At 61.4% G+C, this 16,840-nt stretch carries 14 protein-coding genes; 4 read left to right on the top strand and 10 right to left on the bottom strand.

The window, feature by feature from the left end:
* The first annotated feature begins 46 nt into the window (after positions 1-46).
* Complete coding sequence (locus LNV08_RS01630; RefSeq protein WP_263531907.1) at positions 47-1,621, top strand: ABC transporter substrate-binding protein; 1,575 nt, start codon at positions 47-49, stop codon at positions 1,619-1,621.
* 29 nt (positions 1,622-1,650) lie between these two features.
* Here the strand turns inward: LNV08_RS01630 and LNV08_RS01625 are convergent, their stop codons facing one another.
* The gene (locus LNV08_RS01625) at positions 1,651-2,691 is read right to left on the bottom strand and encodes an AraC family transcriptional regulator (protein ID WP_263531906.1); all 1,041 of its coding nucleotides are present in this window, start codon (positions 2,689-2,691) and stop codon (positions 1,651-1,653) included.
* 93 nt (positions 2,692-2,784) lie between these two features.
* On the opposite strand from LNV08_RS01625, the gene LNV08_RS01620 reads away from it, so the two are divergent.
* Both LNV08_RS01620 and LNV08_RS01615 read left to right on the top strand, forming a co-directional pair.
* Positions 2,785-3,975, top strand: a complete 1,191-nt coding sequence (locus LNV08_RS01620) for an alkane 1-monooxygenase (protein WP_263531905.1) — start codon at positions 2,785-2,787, stop codon at positions 3,973-3,975.
* A gap of 92 nt (positions 3,976-4,067) precedes the next feature.
* Positions 4,068-5,393, top strand: coding sequence for a dicarboxylate/amino acid:cation symporter (locus tag LNV08_RS01615; protein ID WP_414858675.1), 1,326 nt, complete (start codon positions 4,068-4,070; stop codon positions 5,391-5,393).
* On the opposite strand, the gene LNV08_RS01610 is transcribed toward LNV08_RS01615, so the two are convergent.
* The 4 genes from LNV08_RS01610 to LNV08_RS01595 form a co-directional block, all read right to left on the bottom strand.
* Positions 5,394-6,347 carry an NAD(P)H-dependent flavin oxidoreductase gene (locus tag LNV08_RS01610; RefSeq protein ID WP_263531903.1) on the bottom strand — a complete coding sequence of 318 codons (954 nt, stop codon included), beginning with the start codon at positions 6,345-6,347 and terminating at the stop codon, positions 5,394-5,396.
* A 15-nt stretch (positions 6,348-6,362) separates the two neighbouring features.
* The gene (locus LNV08_RS01605) at positions 6,363-8,162 is read right to left on the bottom strand and encodes an acyl-CoA dehydrogenase (protein ID WP_263531902.1); all 1,800 of its coding nucleotides are present in this window, start codon (positions 8,160-8,162) and stop codon (positions 6,363-6,365) included.
* Between the two features lie 79 nt (positions 8,163-8,241).
* On the bottom strand, positions 8,242-9,174 hold the full coding sequence (locus tag LNV08_RS01600; RefSeq protein ID WP_263531901.1) for an electron transfer flavoprotein subunit alpha/FixB family protein: 933 nt from the start codon (positions 9,172-9,174) through the stop codon (positions 8,242-8,244).
* A 29-nt stretch (positions 9,175-9,203) separates the two neighbouring features.
* Positions 9,204-9,956 carry an electron transfer flavoprotein subunit beta/FixA family protein gene (locus LNV08_RS01595; protein ID WP_263531900.1) on the bottom strand — a complete coding sequence of 251 codons (753 nt, stop codon included), beginning with the start codon at positions 9,954-9,956 and terminating at the stop codon, positions 9,204-9,206.
* Positions 9,957-10,119: 163 nt separating this feature from the next.
* Here LNV08_RS01595 and murI point away from each other — a divergent pair, with 163 nt between their 5' ends.
* The gene (murI, locus tag LNV08_RS01590; RefSeq protein ID WP_263531899.1) at positions 10,120-10,923 is read left to right on the top strand and encodes a glutamate racemase; all 804 of its coding nucleotides are present in this window, start codon (positions 10,120-10,122) and stop codon (positions 10,921-10,923) included.
* Positions 10,924-10,932: 9 nt separating this feature from the next.
* On the opposite strand, the gene LNV08_RS01585 is transcribed toward murI, so the two are convergent.
* The 5 genes from LNV08_RS01585 to LNV08_RS01565 form a co-directional block, all read right to left on the bottom strand.
* On the bottom strand, positions 10,933-11,460 hold the full coding sequence (locus LNV08_RS01585) for a YfiR family protein (protein WP_263531898.1): 528 nt from the start codon (positions 11,458-11,460) through the stop codon (positions 10,933-10,935).
* Positions 11,457-13,454: a TonB-dependent receptor plug domain-containing protein gene (locus LNV08_RS01580; protein ID WP_263531897.1), complete on the bottom strand. Its 1,998-nt coding sequence runs from the start codon at positions 13,452-13,454 to the stop codon at positions 11,457-11,459. The genes LNV08_RS01585 and LNV08_RS01580 overlap by 4 nt, the downstream gene beginning before the upstream one ends.
* Positions 13,438-14,685, bottom strand: coding sequence for a diguanylate cyclase domain-containing protein (locus tag LNV08_RS01575; RefSeq protein WP_263531896.1), 1,248 nt, complete (start codon positions 14,683-14,685; stop codon positions 13,438-13,440). Before LNV08_RS01575 ends, LNV08_RS01580 begins: the two co-directional genes overlap by 17 nt.
* A gap of 146 nt (positions 14,686-14,831) precedes the next feature.
* Positions 14,832-15,479, bottom strand: coding sequence for a response regulator transcription factor (locus tag LNV08_RS01570; protein WP_263531895.1), 648 nt, complete (start codon positions 15,477-15,479; stop codon positions 14,832-14,834).
* On the bottom strand, positions 15,476-16,645 hold the full coding sequence (locus LNV08_RS01565) for a response regulator (protein ID WP_409993917.1): 1,170 nt from the start codon (positions 16,643-16,645) through the stop codon (positions 15,476-15,478). Before LNV08_RS01565 ends, LNV08_RS01570 begins: the two co-directional genes overlap by 4 nt.
* Positions 16,646-16,840: the final 195 nt, after the last annotated feature.

The following is a 16,840-nucleotide window of genomic DNA, read 5'->3' as shown; positions in this document are numbered from 1 at the left end:
AAACCACCCCTGCGGTGGTTTCTCTCATTCACGCGAAGGAATCTCTATGTACAAGATCAAACTCACGGCACTGGCCCTCACTTTGGGCTTGGCCCTTAGCAGCGCTGGCGCTGTGCCACTGCGCTGGGCGGCTCAGAATGACATTCTGACCATGGACCCGCACTCGCAGAATCACACCACCACCATTGCCATCCTGATGCACGCCTACGAGGGCCTGACGCGCTACAACGACAAGTTCCAGGTCGAGCCGGCGCTGGCAACCAAATGGACCTATATCTCGCCGACGCAGGTACGTTTTGATTTGCGCAAGGGCGTCAAATTCCATGACGGATCGCCCTTCACCGCCGATGACGTGATCTTCACCTTCGGGCGCATCAGCCAGCCGCAAGGCACGATGCAGACCTATGTGGCCGGCATCAAAGAGATCAAGAAGATCGACGATCACACCATCGATGTGATGCTGAACGCGCCCACGCCCATCCTGCTGCGCAACATCATCGACTTCCGCATCATGAGCAAGGCCTGGGCGGAGAAGAACAAGACCACCAATGTGCAGGACTACAAGGCCAAGGAAGACAACTACGCCTCGCGCAACGCCATGGGCACCGGCGCTTACAAGATCACCGGCTGGCAGCCCGATCAGAAAATCACCATGGTGGCCAACAAGGACTGGTGGGATGCCAAAAACGCCAGCAACGTCAGTGAGGTCATCTACACCCCAATCAAATCGGACCCGACCCGGGTGGCAGCGCTCTTGTCCGGTGATGTCGACCTGCTGACCGACCTGCCCACACAAGACGTCGCCAAGCTCAAACTTGACGCCAAGCTCAAGGTGGTCGAGGGCCTGGAGGTGCGCACCATCTTCTTCGCGATGGACCAAGGCAGCGAGGAGTTGGCCGGCGCCAGCGTCAAGGGCAAGAACCCCTTCAAGGATAAAAGAGTTCGCGAGGCGATGAGCGTGGCGATTGACCGCGAGGCGATCAAGCGCACCATCATGCGCGGCCTGTCGATTCCGGCCGGCATCATGGTGGCGCCGGGCGTCAACGGCAACACGCCCGATATCGATGTGCCGCACAAGGTCGACATCGAAAGATCCAAAAAGCTGCTGGCCGAGGCCGGCTATGCGAGTGGCTTTGAGGTGCCGCTGAACTGCCCGAACAACCGCTACGTCAATGACGAAGAGGTCTGCCAGGCCGTGGTGGCGATGTGGGCCAAGATCGGCATCAAGGCGCGCCTGGCCGCCCTGCCCTTCTCGCAACATAGCCAGACCTTCCAGCGCTTTGAGGCGCCGCTCTATATGCTGGGCTGGGGGGTGGCCACCTTCGACGCGCAGTTCACCCTACAAAGCCTGGCCCACACCCGCACCAGCGGCGCCGATGGAAATTTCAATTACTCAAGATTGAGCGACGCGCAGTTGGATCAGTTGATCGCCAGCATGAAGACGGAAACCGATGTAGCCAAGCGAAATGCCCTGATCCGAGAGGCCTTGCTGCGCGTGCGAGATGAATCCTTCTTCATTCCGCTGCACCATCAGATGCGGCCCTGGGCCATGCGAGCTAACGTTGAAACCGTACACCGCTCGGACGACCGGCCCGAAGCGCGCTTCACCCATATCAAGTAAGGGCCAAGATGCTTGCGGTCCCGAACGGTTCAGGCCCGCAAGCGCTCGCGCAGGCCGGACGGCGTCTGCCCGAACCAGCGTCGCACGGTACGGCTGAAGTTGGATGTGTCTTCAAAGCCGAGCTGGGCGGCAATTTCTTCGACCGAGTTCTGGGTGTGTCGCAGCTGCCAAAGCGCCTGCTCCTGCCGCACGCCGTCCAGCAAGGCCTGGTAGCTGCTGCCTTCGGCGCGCAAACGGCGTATCAGCGTGCGCACCGAAACATGGCAAGCCTCGGCCAAGGCCAGCGCCGTGGGATAGGGCTCCGGCGCGCGCCGCTGCAGCAGGAGCTGACGCAGGCGCTGCGACCAGGGGCCTATGCCTCCTGCCGTCAGTGCCAGCTCGCGCTCGCAGTCTTCGCGCGCCGCCTCGAAGGCGCGTGCATTCGCCGTGATGCATGGCGCCTCCAGCATGGCCGCATCGAGGTGAAAGGCCAGCGAAGGCGCGTCGAACACCAGGGCACCGCCTTCGACCAAACGCTCGTATCGATCGCACCAGACCGGAGGCGCAAAAGGCAGCTCGACGCGCAGCCCGCGCAGGCGGTGGCCCACCACGGTCTCCATCAAACGCAGCGCAGTGCCGAACACCATGTCGAGCACAAAGCCGCGCGCGGCGCCGAGGTTGGCACTTTCATGCGCACGCAGCACGGCGCCTTCCGGGTGCTCGGTCAATTCAAAACGCAGCAAATCATTGCGCAGACTGGAGAAGCGGGCCACCGTGGCCAGCGCCTGGCGCAAGTCGCGGCTTGCCACCACCGCCGAGCCCACGCCGCCATGGGTCGAGATATGCGCCATCTGCCCCAACTCGATGCCCAGCCAAGGTCGGCCACTGGATGCAATTGCCGCTTGCGCCAACAGCTGCACGACAGCAAAGTCCAGCATCTTCTCTTCGGTCGCAAGCCCCTCCCAGCTCAAACCGGCCTCGGCCAAAGCCAGCTCCATGTCCGCCCCCAAGCCGCGCAGCAACATGCATAACAGCCGCGCATAGGTCGGATGCACCTTGGCTGCTTGGATGGGGTTCGGCTGTGGGCTCATTGTTTGTCACTTTAGGACGATCACTTGCCACTTGCCACGGTGTTTGCACGGGGGCGAGCCGGCCACACTGACACAAACAACAGGAGACAGACCATGACCCTCAGCGTGCCCGACCTCATGCAAGGAGACCCGGCCTCAACGCCGCCCGCCAGCCCTTATGTGGACCGTAAACGTTATGCCTGGCTGATGAGCCTGCTGGTGCCGGCCTCGGTCACCTTGGGGCCGGCCCTGCTGCTGTGGAGCGGCGACGCGCGCCTGCTGTGGCTGCCGGTGGCCTTTCTTTACGGCGTGGTGCCGCTGATCGACTGGCTCCTGGGCAGCGATCGCAGCAACCCGCCCGAGTCTGCTGTGCCGGCGCTGGACGCCGACCTATTCTATCGCCGCATCACCTATGCGCTGGTGCCAATTCTTTGGCTGGCCTTCACCTTCTGCGTCTGGTTCGTGGCTACACACGACCTACCTTGGCACGGCATGCTCGCAATGGTGATCATCACCGGTTCGGTCGGCGGCTTTTGCATCAACCTGGGCCATGAGCTGGGCCACAAGCAAACCAAGCTAGAGCGCTGGCTGGCCAAGCTGGTGCTGTCCACCACTGCCTATGGTCATTTCTATATCGAACATAACCGCGGGCATCACCGGGATGTAGCCACGCCGCTGGACCCGGCTTCCTCGCGCATGGGCGAGTCGATTTATAGCTTCGTGCTGCGCGAAATGCCCGGCGCCTTCAAACGCGCCTGGACCCTAGAGAGCGAGCGTCTGCGCAAGGCGAATCTGCCGGTCTGGTCGCTGCACAACGAGATCTTGCAGCCGGCACTGATTACCTTGGCACTCTGGGGCGCCTTGACAGGCTGGCTGGGGCCACAAGTGCTGCCTTTCATCCTGGCCACCGCCTTCTGGGCCAATTTCCAGCTGAGTTCAGCGAATTACATCGAGCATTACGGGCTACTGCGCCAAAAACTTGCCAATGGCCGCTACGAGCCCTGCCAGCCGCATCACTCCTGGAACAGCAATCACATATTTTCCAACTGGGCGGTATTCCATTTGCAGCGTCATTCAGACCACCATGCCCACCCGCTGCGCCGTTATCAATCGCTGCGCCACTTTGAAAATTTGCCGCAACTGCCCAGCGGCTACTTCGGCATGTTCAGCATCGCCTACATCCCGCCGCTGTGGTTTCGGGTGATGGATGAGCGGCTCTTGGCCGTGGTCGGCCGCGACCCGGTGCGCATCAATTTTGAGCCAGCGAAGCGAACCGGCTTGATGGCCAAATACCGGCTGGGCTGAAATTCGCCGGCTGTTGCCCTGTATGTAAATCCCCTCATATCCAGACCAGCACGCCGGACGCAAGATGCCGCACAGTCGACATCGGAGAGTCCATCGTGCAAACCAGACCACCCATTTACAAATCACTCTACGCCCAGGTCATCACGGCCATCATCTTGGGCGTGTTGCTGGGCCACTTCTACCCGGAGAGTGGTGCGGCGATGAAGCCGCTCGGCGACGGCTTCATCAAGCTGATCAAGATGATCATCGCGCCCATCATCTTCTGCACCGTGGTGGTCGGCATCGCCGGCATGGAGGACATGAAGAAGGTCGGCAAGACCGGCGGATTGGCCTTGCTTTACTTTGAGATCGTCTCCAGCCTGGCGCTGGTGATTGGCCTTGTGGTGGTGAATGTGCTGCAACCCGGCGCTGGTATGAATGTGGACCCGGCTGCGCTGGACACCAAGAGCATTGCCGCCTACACCGCGCCCGGCAAGATGCAGACCACCACCGAGTTCTTGCTCGCCATCATCCCCACCACCGTGGTCGATGCCTTCGCCAAGGGCGAGATGCTGCAAGTGCTCTTGATCGCGCTGCTGTTCGGCTTTGCTCTGCACCGCTTTGGCGGCCGCGGCACCATGGTGTTCGACCTGATCGAGAAAAGCTCGCATGTGCTGTTCGTGATCGTCGGCTACATCATGAAGCTAGCCCCGATCGGCGCGTTCGGCGCAATGGCCTTCACCATCGGCAAATACGGTCTGGGCTCGCTGCTGCAGCTGGCCAAGCTGATGGGCAGCTTCTACCTGACCTGCCTGCTGTTCATCGTCATCGTGCTGGGCAGCATCGCACGCGCGCATGGTTTCTCGATCTTCAAATTCATCCGCTACATCAAGGAAGAACTGCTGATCGTGCTGGGCACCTCTTCATCCGAGTCGGTGCTGCCGCGCATGATGGCCAAGATGGAAAACCTCGGCGCCAAGAAGTCCACTGTCGGCCTGGTGATCCCGACCGGCTATTCCTTCAATCTGGACGGCACCTCGATCTACCTGACCATGGCAGCGGTCTTCATCGCTCAGGCCACCAACACGCCGATGACGCTGACGCAACAACTGACCCTGTTGGCCGTGCTGCTGTTGACCTCCAAGGGCGCAGCTGGCGTGACCGGCAGCGGCTTCATCGTGCTGGCCGCCACGCTCAGCGCCGTCGGCGGCATCCCGGTCGCGGGACTGGCTTTGATCCTGGGCATTGACCGCTTCATGAGCGAGGCACGTGCGCTGACCAATTTGATCGGTAACGGCGTGGCCACCCTGGTGGTCGCGAAATGGACCGGCGACCTGGATGTTGAGCGCATGAACCGACATCTCAACAATGAGACCGACCTGGAGGCCGACGCGCCCGAGCAGGTGCTGGACCGCGTCAACCTGCACCTCAAGACCTGATCAGCCCAAAGCTAAACGCGCCCTGGCGGCCTGATACTCGGCCGCCAGACGCGCAACCAGCTGGCCGGCCGGCAACACCTCACGCACCGCGCCAATGCCTTGGCCGCAGCCCCAGATTTCTTTCCAGGCCTTGGCGGAGCTACCGCCGAAGTTCATCGCGCTTGGGTCACTCTCGGGCAGATGATCCGGGTCCATGCCGGCATTGACGATGGAGCCACGCAGGTAGTTGCCGTGCACGCCGGTGAACAGATTGCTGTAAACGATGTCATCGCTATTGCTGTCCACAATCATCTGCTTGTAGGCGTCGGCCGCGCGCGCTTCATCGGTGGCGATAAAGGCCGAGCCGATGTAAGCGAAGTCCGCCCCCATCGCTTGGGCCGCTAACACCGCATCGCCTGTGGCAATCGAGCCCGACAAGGCGACTGGGCCGTCGAACCATTCACGGATTTCCTGGATCAGCGCGAACGGGCTTTTCACGCCGGCATGGCCGCCGGCACCGGCCGCCACCGCGATCAGGCCATCGGCGCCTTTTTCGATCGCCTTCTTAGCGAACTTGTTGTTGATGATGTCGTGCAGCACGATGCCGCCCCAGGCGTGAACCGCTTGGTTGACGTCTTCACGCGCGCCCAGCGAGGTGATGATGATGGGCACCTTGTACTTGGCGCAGACCGCCATGTCATGTTCAAGCCGGTCATTACTTTTGTGCACGATCTGGTTGATCGCAAACGGGGCGGCCGGCTTGTCCGGGTTGGCCAGGTTGTAGGCGGCCAGTTCGGTGGTGATCTCGTTCAACCACTCGTCGAGCAGCTCGGCCGGGCGGGCATTCAGCGCCGGCATCGAGCCGACCACGCCGGCCTTGCACTGGGCAATCACCAGTTTGGGGTTGCTGATGATGAACAGTGGCGAGCCGATGATGGGCAGCGGCAGGTTTTGCAGAATCGGGGGCAAGGACATTGAGAATTTCTCCGTTCAGAAAGCTTCAAGCGACATCGCGGTGACGCTGTCGGCGCCCTCGACGATGGCATCACGCAAGCCGCCGGCGCGGCTCAGGATGTGTTCGGCATAGAAGCGCGCGGTGGCGATCTTGGCGGACATGAAGGCGACGTCTTCGCCCGCCGCCAAATGATCCTCGGCCACCATCAGCGAGCGCGCCAATTGCCAGCCGGCGACCAGATTGCCGGCCAACATCAGATAAGGCACCGAGCCGGCGTAAGCCGCGTTCGGATTGCTGCGTGAATTGGCCGCGATGAAGTCCACCACATCCAGATAAGCCAGACGAGCAGCCGACAAGCGCTTGAGCACCGAGCGCGCGGCGGCGCTGTCGCGCGCGGCCAGCTGTGCCTCGGTCGCCTCGACCAGGCCGGCCACCGAGCGGGCGAAAGCGCCGCCATCACGGCCGGTTTTGCGGCCGACCAGGTCGTTCGCCTGAATGGCGGTCGTGCCTTCGTAAATGGTCAGGATCTTGGCGTCGCGGTAATGTTGCGCCGCGCCGGTCTCCTCGATAAAGCCCATGCCGCCATGCACTTGCACGCCCAGGTCGGTGACCTCCAAGCTCATCTCGGTGCTATAGCCCTTGACGAGCGGCACCAGGAATTCATAGAAGGTCTGCGCCTGCTTGGCGATCGCCGCATCGGCGTGGTGATGGGCGGTGTCATAGGCGCTGGCCGCCACGCTGGACATCGCCCGGCAACCTTCGGTCAAGGCTCGCATCGTCATCAACATGCGGCGCACATCTGGGTGGTGCAAGATGGGCGCAGCGCCACCACCGGCTGCGGTGGAGCCATCAACCGGGCGCGACTGCACACGGTCACGGGCGAAACTCGCTGCCTTTTGGTAGGAGCGCTCGGCCACCGCAATGCCCTGTACGCCAACGCCGAAACGGGCCGCGTTCATCATGATGAACATGTACTCAAGGCCACGGTTTTCCTCGCCAATAAGCGTTCCAATAGCACCGCCATGGTCGCCAAACTGCAGCACGGCAGTCGGGCTGGCCTTGATGCCCATCTTGTGCTCGATCGACACGCAATGCGCGTCGTTGCGCGCGCCCAATGAACCATCCGCATTGACCATGAACTTGGGCACCAGGAACAAGCTGATGCCCTTGACGCCTTCGGGCGCGCCGACCACGCGGGCCAGCACCAGATGGACGATGTTCTCGGCCATATCGTGCTCACCATAGGTGATGAAGATCTTGGTGCCGAAGATCTTGTAAGTGCCGTCTGCCTGCGGCTCGGCGCGGGTGCGCACCTGCGCCAAGTCGGAGCCGGCTTGCGGCTCGGTCAGATTCATCGTGCCGGTCCAGCTGCCATCGACCAGCTTGGGGATGAAGATGTTCTTTTGCTCTTCGGACCCAGCGGTCAGCAAGGCTTCGATCGCGCCGTCGGTCAAGAGCGGACACAGCGCAAAGCTGACGTTAGCGCTATTGATCATCTCGCCGCAGGCCGCACCAATGGTCTTGGGCAGGCCCTGGCCGCCAAACTCGTCCGGGTGCTGCAGGCCTTGCCAGCCGCCTTCGGCAAACTGCTTGAACGCTTCTTTGAAACCGGGTGTGGTGAAAACCTGGCCGTCTTTCCAGAAGGACGGGTTCTTGTCGCCTTCCCAGTTCAGCGGGGCGATCACGTCTTCGCACAGCTTCGCGCATTCCTCCAGCACGGCCTGCGCGGTGTCGAGGTCAAAGTCGGCAAAGGCGGGAATTTTGTTCAGGGCGGGCAGGTCGGCCAGCGCCTGCATATTGAACATCAGGTCTTTAACGGGGGCGCGATAAGTCATTTTCTAGTCTCCGAATCAAAAAAAGGCGCCGCGACCATGCAGTCGGGCGCCTTCAGGCTTGTTTGTCAAACGCGTGAAATCAAAGCGACTTGACCAGTTCCGGCACAGCCACGAACAGGTCGGCTTCCAGGCCGTAATCGGCGACCGAGAAGATCGGTGCTTCGGCATCCTTGTTGATCGCGACGATCACCTTGGAGTCCTTCATGCCGGCCAGATGCTGGATCGCACCCGAGATGCCGCAAGCGATATAGAGCTGAGGAGCGACGATCTTGCCGGTCTGGCCGACCTGCCAATCGTTGGGGGCATATCCGGCATCCACAGCGGCGCGCGAGGCACCGAGTGCGGCACCGAGCTTGTCGGCCAAAGGTGTCAGCACTTCCATGAACTTGTCGTTCGAGCCCAGAGCGCGGCCACCGGAGACGATCACCTTGGCTGCCGTCAGCTCGGGGCGGTCGTTCTTGGTCACTTCACGGCCGGCGAAGCTGCTTTTGCCACTGTCGGCAGCGGCTGCAACCACTTCAACGGCGGCGCTGCCACCGGTGGCGGCTGCCGCGTCAAAGCCGGTCGTGCGCACGGTCAGGATCTTGACCGCATCGCTGCTTTGCACGGTGGCGATCGCGTTACCGGCATAGATCGGGCGCTCGAAGGTGTCGGCGCTGATGACCTTGGTGACGTCGGACAGTTGAGCCATGTCCAGCAAGGCGGCAACGCGCGGCGCCACGTTCTTGCCCGAGGCGGTGGCCGGGAACAGGATGTGGGTGTAGCCGGACGCAATCGCCAGCACTTGAGCAGCGAGGTTCTCGGCAAGGCCGTTTTCCAGCGCAGCGGCGTCGGCATGCAAGACCTTGGCCACACCGGCGATTTGTGCAGCGGCTGCAGCGGCAGCGGTGGCATTGAAGCCGGCCACCAGCACATGCACGTCGGCACCGGTCGCCAAAGCGGCGGTGACAGTATTCAAGGTCGCGCCCTTGATATGGGCGTTGTCGTGTTCAGCAATTACGAGAGCAGTCATTGAGGTTCTCCGAATTCTTCTGATCAGGTTTAGCCAATGACCTTGGCTTCGTTTTTCAGCTTGTCGACCAGGGCGGCCACATCGGCCACCTTGATGCCGGCGCTGCGCTTGGGCGGCTCCTCGACCTTCAAGGTCTTGATGCGCGGCGCGACGTCCACACCCAAATCGGCCGGCTTGATCACGTCCATCTGCTTCTTCTTAGCCTTCATGATGTTGGGCAGCGTCACATAACGCGGCTCATTCAGGCGCAAATCGGTGGTGATGACGGCGGGCAGCGACAGCTTGACCGTTTCCAGGCCACCGTCGACTTCACGCGTCACGGCGACCGAATCCGCGGTCAGCTCGACCTTGCTGGCAAACGTGCCCTGCGGCATGCCGGTCAGCGCGGCCAGCATCTGGCCGGTCTGGTTGCAGTCGTCATCGATCGCCTGCTTGCCCAGAATCACCAGGCCGGGCTGCTCTTTGTCGACCAAGGCCTTCAGCAACTTGGCGACGGCCAGCGGCTGCAACTCGGCATCGGTCTCGATCAGGATGGCGCGGTCGGCGCCGATGGCCATCGCCGTGCGCAGGGTTTCCTGGCACTGCGTGACGCCGCAAGACACGGCGATCACTTCGGTGACCACGCCCTTCTCTTTCAGGCGCACCGCTTCTTCGATGGCAATTTCATCAAAGGGGTTCATCGACATTTTCACGTTGGCGATATCCACGCCGCTGCCGTCGCTCTTGACGCGCACTTTGACGTTGTAGTCGACCACGCGTTTGACTGGGACCAGGACTTTCATCGATTACTCCAAGACTAATTGACGTTAACGTTAACCAGATTCTACGGGGGCGGCCCAGCAGCCCGGCAGCTTCTTTGCCGCAAAGCAGTAAAAAAGCACGATCGTTCTATTCTAGCCACTATGCCGGAGCTGCCCGGCGACAAAAGCTAGACTGCCGCACTTAATGATCTCGACCATTCCTTCCAACCCGGCTTGCCTGGGTGTGTTTGACTCCGGCGTCGGCGGCCTCACCGTCTTGCGCGAGCTGCACCGCCTGCTGCCCGAAGTGCCCATGCTTTATGTGGCTGACGCTGCACATGCGCCCTATGGCCAGCGCGAACCCGACTACATCATTCAACGCAGCCTGACCCTGGCCGAGCACTTGATAGATCAAGGCGCGCGGGTCTTGGTGGTGGCTTGCAATACCGCCACCGCGCACGCGATTGGCGCGCTCAGGCAGCGCTGGCCGGACATGCCCATCGTTGGCACCGAGCCCGGCATCAAGCCGGCGGTGGCGGCCAGTCGAAACGGCCGCATCGGTGTGATGGCCACGCCGTCCACGATTGCCAGCGCCCGCTTTGCCGATTTGATTGCCCGCCACGCTGGGGCTGCACAGGTCTTCAGCCAGCCCTGCCCGGGCCTGGTCGCCTTGATTGAGCGCGGAGAGTTGGAAACACCGGCCTTGCATCAATTACTCGCCCAGCTGTGCCAGCCCTTGGTCGATGCCCAGGTTGACACCGTCTTGATGGGCTGCACCCATTACCCCTTGGTGCAGCCGGCTTTGCAGCGGGTGCTCGGCGAGCAAGTCAAGCTGCTCAATATCGAATCGGCGGTGGCGCAGCAAGCGGCCAAACAATGGCAAGCCTTGGGCTTGGCGGCGACCACAGCGGCGCCAATTCTGCTGACGACGGGCAGCGCCGGCGCACTGACGCAGTTCATCCAGCAAGCGCTGGCTTGGCCGCTACAAGCCCAGGCCTTGCGCCTTTAGACACTCACCTCACTTCACCTCGCGCGCCAGCTTGAGCATCTGCGAGCTCAGCACCAGCCCGCGCCGCTTGGCCTCGGTGTGATTGATGCGAAAAGCCAGGCCGTTGGGTTCGGCCACCAGCGCGATCACCGCGCCATTGCGAAAGGCCTCAGCGCTGTCGCCGACCACCAAGACCGGCTCAGCGGCCAGCACTGCCGTCCAGCGCTGCAGCTCGGCCCGCTCATCGAAGCCCAAGAGCAGCAGCTGGCATTGCGCCGCTTGTTGCGGCTCGGTCAACACGCGCAGGCGGCTACTGGCCTCGCCATGGGCTTTGGCCGTTAGTGCCTGCAGCGAAGCCTGCATGGCGGCATTGCCGGCCACACAATAAGTGAATTCGCGCATCGGCGGCGGCGGCCACTGCGTGAACTGCGCAAAGCGATAAATAAAAGCAGCGCGCAGCTGGGCATCATCCAAGGCCGGCGCTGCGCTGACGCCCAACACCGCGCTCATAACGAGCAAGGCGGCCGCGAGGCGGCTGAGCAGGCGCGCTCGCTTCATGAACCAAACCTCCAGCTCAGCGCAAGCTGCACCGAGCGGCCCGGCTGCTGCGAGGCGGACTGGTCCACCCGGGGTCGGTCAATCACGCGGGTATTGCCGAGGTTGTAAAAACCCAGGCTCAGGTCAACGTCCAGCCGGGGGCGCCACAGCAAATTGACGTTATTCAGCCAATAGCCGGGCAGGCTTTGGGCCGCCGTCTGGCGCTGGCTCATCGCGAATGACTGCCAAGACAGTTGCAAGGTGTCGCCCCAAATGGGCTGGCTATAAAACAACTTGAACAGGGCGGCAGGCGAGTTGCTCAGGCCCGCACCTTGCTCGTCCCGGCTGCGCTGCAAAGACAGGCCCATGCGCAAGCGCGCGCCCTGGTCCCAGCGCCGCTCCAGCTCCAGCTCGCTGCCATAGTTGCGCAAGGGCCGGCTGTTCTCGTACACCGGCAAATCGACTTGATTCAGTTCGATCAAATCCAAGAGCCTTGAAGCGAAGACCGACACGCGGTACTGAAGCTGCGGAGTCAGCGCTTGGTCCCAGGCTGCCTCCAGGGTTCGCACCCGCTCAGGTTTTGGCAGGGCCACCTCCCATGAGGAATTCAAGGCAAACTCATTCAGATTCGGGGCTCGAAAGGCACTGCCGTACATCAGCCGCAGCGTTGCATCGCTCACGCCACTCCAAACCCAAGCCAATCGCGGGTTGATGCTGGGGTCGGCCACCTTGGAGCTGTCGCGGCGCAGGCCCAGAATCAGTTGCTGCTTGTCGGCGATTTGCCATTCATCCTGGACAAATATGCCGACCCGTCGGTTATCGCCAAAAAACTCCTGCAAAGCCGGCTCGCCTTCCAAGCCGGTGAGAATTCTCATCTCGGCATCGTTTTGAAGTTCCAGCCCAGCCATCAAGCGGTGATCGGCCCAGCGCCGCGTGCTCAGTCTAAGATCCCAGTTAGACCAGCGGCCCCGCGAGGTGGTGCCGAAGAGTCGTTGCTGGCCAGACTGCGGATCCACAGAGGGAAAGCGATCCCGGTAATTGCTGCGCTTAGCCGAGACGCTGGCGAACAAATCCCAGTCCGGGCCCAGGCTGCGCTCATGGTTCAGCGCTACAAAGCTATTGTCCGAGAGGATGTAAGCCTGATCGAATTGGGCAGGCATGCTCTCGGCCCGGTAGCTCGGCGCACCAAGCTTGGCCTCGCTGTAACCCGCTCGAAACGCCCAGTCGCCCGCATTGAAACTGCCAAACAGCCGCTTGCTGTTCGTCCAAAGAAGTTCGCGCTGCGCGTTCACGGCCTCGGGCGGCGTTTCGTAGGGCAAGGCGATGTGGTCTTGCCTGGCTTCGCTCGCTGCCAACCAACCTTCCCAACCCGCTTCGGAGCGATGCCCGAGGCTGATCCTGGCCTGCTGCAGGCCCAGTGAATCCCGGCTGGCACGCAGCTCCGCCCCGCCGAGCTTGTCGGCCCGCTTGCTCATCACATTGACCACACCGAGGAAGGCGTTATTGCCATACAGCGCCGAACCCGGACCGGGCGTGAACTCCACCCGCTCGATCAATTCGGCATCGAGGAAAAAATCGCCTCCCAGCAGCGCCGCGTCATAGACGTTTTCATTCACTCGCATGCCGTCGATCAAGAACAACAAGCGAGTATTGAGGTCGCCAGGGCGGCCCAGGCCGCGTGCGCCGACATAGCTAAAAAATCCGTCACTGGTGGTGTAAAGCCCGGGCAGTGCACGCAAGATATCGCTGATGTTGCGAAAGCCAAAACGGGCAATTTCGTTGGCGGTGATGACGTAAGTCGTCGAGGGCGCCTGCGCCGCGCTTTGGGTAAAGCGTGAAGCGGTACTGACCTCCACATCCCGCGGCACCTCTTTCAGGGGCTGACGCAAGAGTTCCTCCAGCCCCATTTCTTGATCCGGGTCGGCAGGCGCAGGGGCGGCCGAAGATGCAGCGGATGACGCGCCCATGGCCAAGAGCAGCAAGGCCGCTGCGGCCAATTTAGCTCGAAGCAGCATGGTTCGCCCTTCTGAAAGTGTTCTTGCCGGCACGCTTGGCCGCGTACATCGCCACATCGGCCGCACTCAAAAGCTGCGAAGCCTCGACCTCATCGGTGGGACAAAAAGCCAAGCCCACCGTGGCGCCTATCGGCATCAAATGCCCACCAAGCACCATGGGCTCTCGGATCGCGGCGATCAAGCGTAGCGCCAATTGCTCGGCGGCGGCCTCGTCAGGCACGACCGGGAGAATCAATCCGAACTCATCGCCGCCCAAGCGGCACACGACATCACCGGATCGCAGCACCCGGCTCATGCGAGCGGCTACCTCACACAGCACGGCGTCGCCGGCATCATGACCATGCTTGTCATTGACCAGCTTGAAGCTATCCAGGTCAATGAACATCAAGGCCATCAGCACGGCGTTCTGGCAGCTGTGAGTGATATGCCGCTGCAAGGCTGACTGGAAATACAAGCGATTGGGCAGCTTGGTCAGGCTGTCTTGATGCGCGAGTTGCTCGAACTGTTGGCCGGCAATTTGCTCGCGTTGGAGTCGCTGATTCAGCTCGGTCTGGCTGATCTCGACCCGCTTGAGCATCTGATTGAAGCGCTCGCTCAAACGCCCGACTTCATCGGCGCCATGGATCTGCGCGCGCTGGCTGAAGTCTTGGCTGGTCGCGATATTTTCTGCCAGCCTGGAAAGCTCCACGATGGGCGCCAAGGCACGTTTTTGCACCCAGCGCAAAAGTCGCCCAGCGATCAAAATCGCCAAGCCGATAAAAACGGCCGCCACACCGACCATGCGAAGCACGGTGTGTTGCAAGGACTTCAAGCTTTCGTGCACGGTCAGCGAACCTATCAACTCGCCCTTGAGATGAATAGGCACCCAGACATCGAGAGAACTCAGATGCATCTCCACGACAGCGGAAGTTCCGGCCAAGTCGACCGGTGCTCGCTCTAAATGGTGGTCGGTCTGGCCCACATCCAACCAATGCGCAAAGGTGGAATGATCAAGCCGCGACACCTGTACTTCCAGCACGCCGCCACGACGGGCAAAAGCAGTCAGCTCCAACTGCGCTGCACTGACATCCTCAAACACCAGCATCGGCGCAAGATTGTTGGCCAGCAATTGCGCGTCATGCTTGGCCGATTGAGCTTGGTACTCGCGCGCCACCAGCAAGGAGGCCGTGGCGATCAAAGCAAAGGTCAACAGCATGGTGACCGCCAGCACCTGCAGGTTCAAGCGGGTCAAGCGCCGAACCAAGGACTGAGGTCTTGCAGTCTTCCTAATTGCGGATGAAGTCATGCCAGAGGAATTGATGTGCCGCACTGGGTGCGAGTTTTAACACCAAGGGCAGCCTCCTCATCGCCGGAAAAACAAGGCCTGCCGGCCGCAGCTCAACTTGCCACTAAACCGTTGCGAATAGCGTACACCGTCAATTCGGAGTTGTTCGCCAAGCCCAGTTTCTCAAGCACGCGGGCCCGGTAGACGCTGACCGTCTTCGGGCTCAGCGTCAGCTCCTCGGCGATATCGGACAAACGCTTGCCCGAAGCAATCATCACCAAAGTCTGCAGCTCACGGTCCGAGAGTTTCTGGTGCGCCTGCTCGTTTACAGGCGCAGTCAAGCTCTCCACCAACATTTGCGCGATCTCGGGCGTCACATACTTGCGCCCCTGCGCCACCGTGCGCACCGCCTGCACCAGCACCTGCGGGTCACCGCCCTTGTTGACATAGCCGTAGGCACCCGCACGCAGCGCGCGGATCGCGTATTGATCCTCAGGGTACATGGACACGATCAAGGTACGGATCGAGGTGCCCTCGTCCTTCATCACATGCAATACATCCAGACCGCTGCGCCCGGGCATATTGATGTCGAGCACCAACACGTCAATGGCCGAATTCGGCCCCAAGTCCCGCAGCAAGCTGCGCAGCTCGCCGTAGTCGGAGGCCTCGCCGATGACTTCGATATCGGCCACATCGGACAAGGTGTCACGGATGCCGCGCCGGATCAGAGCATGGTCATCGCAAAGAATAACCTTGATCATGGTTGCACCCAGCCGGCGGATGCGGCAGTCGCTTCAGCTACGGGCTGTACCGGAGTTTGCCCCTCGTCGACGCCGGCGAAGTCCAGCGACTCCATCTGCAGTGGCACCGAAAGTATCAGGCTCACGCCCTTGTTATTGCTGCTCAAGTCCACCCATCCCCCTACGGTTGCGGCGCGTTCGTGCAGGCCGCGAATACCAAAGCTGCGCGCCTTGGCCAATGCGCCGGGCGCAATGCCCACCCCATTGTCGCTAACTTCGAGCGTCAAGACCCCGGAGTCCACGCTCAGATCAATATCGACCCGGCTGGCATTCGCATGCTTGGAGACATTGGTCAGCGCCTCTTGCGCCGTGCGGTAAGCCACCAAGGGCACACCGGCCGGCAGCTGCATCTCGTTTTCACTGCTGCAACGCAATGTCACCACGATGCCGGTGCGGCGCTCAAAGCGCGCAGCCATCCATTGCACGGCGGCAACAAGGCCCTGCTCCAGAATGGCCGGCCGCAGATTTTGCATGATGCGCTGGCTGGCCTCGATGGCGCCGGTGACGGTCTCCAAGGCCGACTCGACCCGCTGCAAAACCCCGGCGTCCTTGGCATGGCGCTGAATCCAGGCCAGATCGAACTTCAGCGCGGTCAGGGAGCCGCCGACATCATCATGAATCTCGCGAGCAATCGCGGCCCGCTCCATCTCGACGCTGGTCTGCAGATGACCCGCCAATTCATGCAGGCGCTGCTTGGATTTGATCAACTCGCGATCCGCTTCAATGCGAGCACGTTCAGACTCGCAGGCCTCGATCGCATGCAGCAAGGCCGGCGCCAGGCGGGCCAAATCCTTTTTGAGCAAATAGTCAGAGGCACCGGTGCGCATCGCCGCCACGGCGGTGTCTTCGCCGATCTCGCCCGACACCAAAATGAAAGGCAGCAGCAGTTTGCTGGCTTTCAACATATCCAGTACCACCAGGCCCGAAAAACCCGGCAGGTTGTAGTCCGAGATCAGCGCGTCCCAGGGTTGTGTGAGTGCGCGACTGACTTCGGCCAGGCTGTCTATCCGTTCGAGTTCAATATTCAATCCGGCACGGCGCAGCTGCGCCATGATCAGCTGATGATCAAGCTCTGAATCTTCTATATGGAGTACGCGCAGGTGGCGCTCGGCAGTTGGCATCGACATGGTGGCGAAGTATGCAGGCAATGCGTGAAGGATTGACCCAGGGGAACCCGTTGCTACAACTAGTTTGCAACTGCCCGGCTCCACAACAAAGGGTAAACCCTTGCATCAAATGCAGAGCCTGTGTAGATTGCGAAGAAATAGCCTGCTTCTGTGGCTATTGTCCTGTCGACAGATGCGCCAGAAATGCCGAAGATG

Source organism: Paucibacter sp. TC2R-5, assembly GCF_025717605.1.
Classification (GTDB): domain Bacteria; phylum Pseudomonadota; class Gammaproteobacteria; order Burkholderiales; family Burkholderiaceae_C; genus Paucibacter_A; species Paucibacter_A albus.
Note: the sequence above shows the minus strand (reverse complement) of the source record. Positions and strands in the feature narration are given on the sequence as shown.

Excerpts from the sequence above, each read along its gene's own strand:
- LNV08_RS01605 (WP_263531902.1), bottom strand. The coding sequence starts at position 8,162 with ATGACTTATCGCGCCCCCGTTAAAGACCTGATGTTCAATATGCAGGCG.
- LNV08_RS01570 (WP_263531895.1), bottom strand. The coding sequence starts at position 15,479 with ATGATCAAGGTTATTCTTTGCGATGACCATGCTCTGATCCGGCGCGGC.
- LNV08_RS01595 (WP_263531900.1), bottom strand. The coding sequence starts at position 9,956 with ATGAAAGTCCTGGTCCCAGTCAAACGCGTGGTCGACTACAACGTCAAA.
- LNV08_RS01585 (WP_263531898.1), bottom strand. The coding sequence starts at position 11,460 with ATGAAGCGAGCGCGCCTGCTCAGCCGCCTCGCGGCCGCCTTGCTCGTT.
- LNV08_RS01580 (WP_263531897.1), bottom strand. The coding sequence starts at position 13,454 with ATGCTGCTTCGAGCTAAATTGGCCGCAGCGGCCTTGCTGCTCTTGGCC.
- LNV08_RS01565 (WP_409993917.1), bottom strand. The coding sequence starts at position 16,645 with ATGTCGATGCCAACTGCCGAGCGCCACCTGCGCGTACTCCATATAGAA.
- LNV08_RS01625 (WP_263531906.1), bottom strand. The coding sequence starts at position 2,691 with ATGAGCCCACAGCCGAACCCCATCCAAGCAGCCAAGGTGCATCCGACC.
- murI (WP_263531899.1), top strand. The coding sequence starts at position 10,120 with ATGATCTCGACCATTCCTTCCAACCCGGCTTGCCTGGGTGTGTTTGAC.
- LNV08_RS01620 (WP_263531905.1), top strand. The coding sequence starts at position 2,785 with ATGACCCTCAGCGTGCCCGACCTCATGCAAGGAGACCCGGCCTCAACG.
- LNV08_RS01630 (WP_263531907.1), top strand. The coding sequence starts at position 47 with ATGTACAAGATCAAACTCACGGCACTGGCCCTCACTTTGGGCTTGGCC.
- LNV08_RS01600 (WP_263531901.1), bottom strand. The coding sequence starts at position 9,174 with ATGACTGCTCTCGTAATTGCTGAACACGACAACGCCCATATCAAGGGC.
- LNV08_RS01610 (WP_263531903.1), bottom strand. The coding sequence starts at position 6,347 with ATGTCCTTGCCCCCGATTCTGCAAAACCTGCCGCTGCCCATCATCGGC.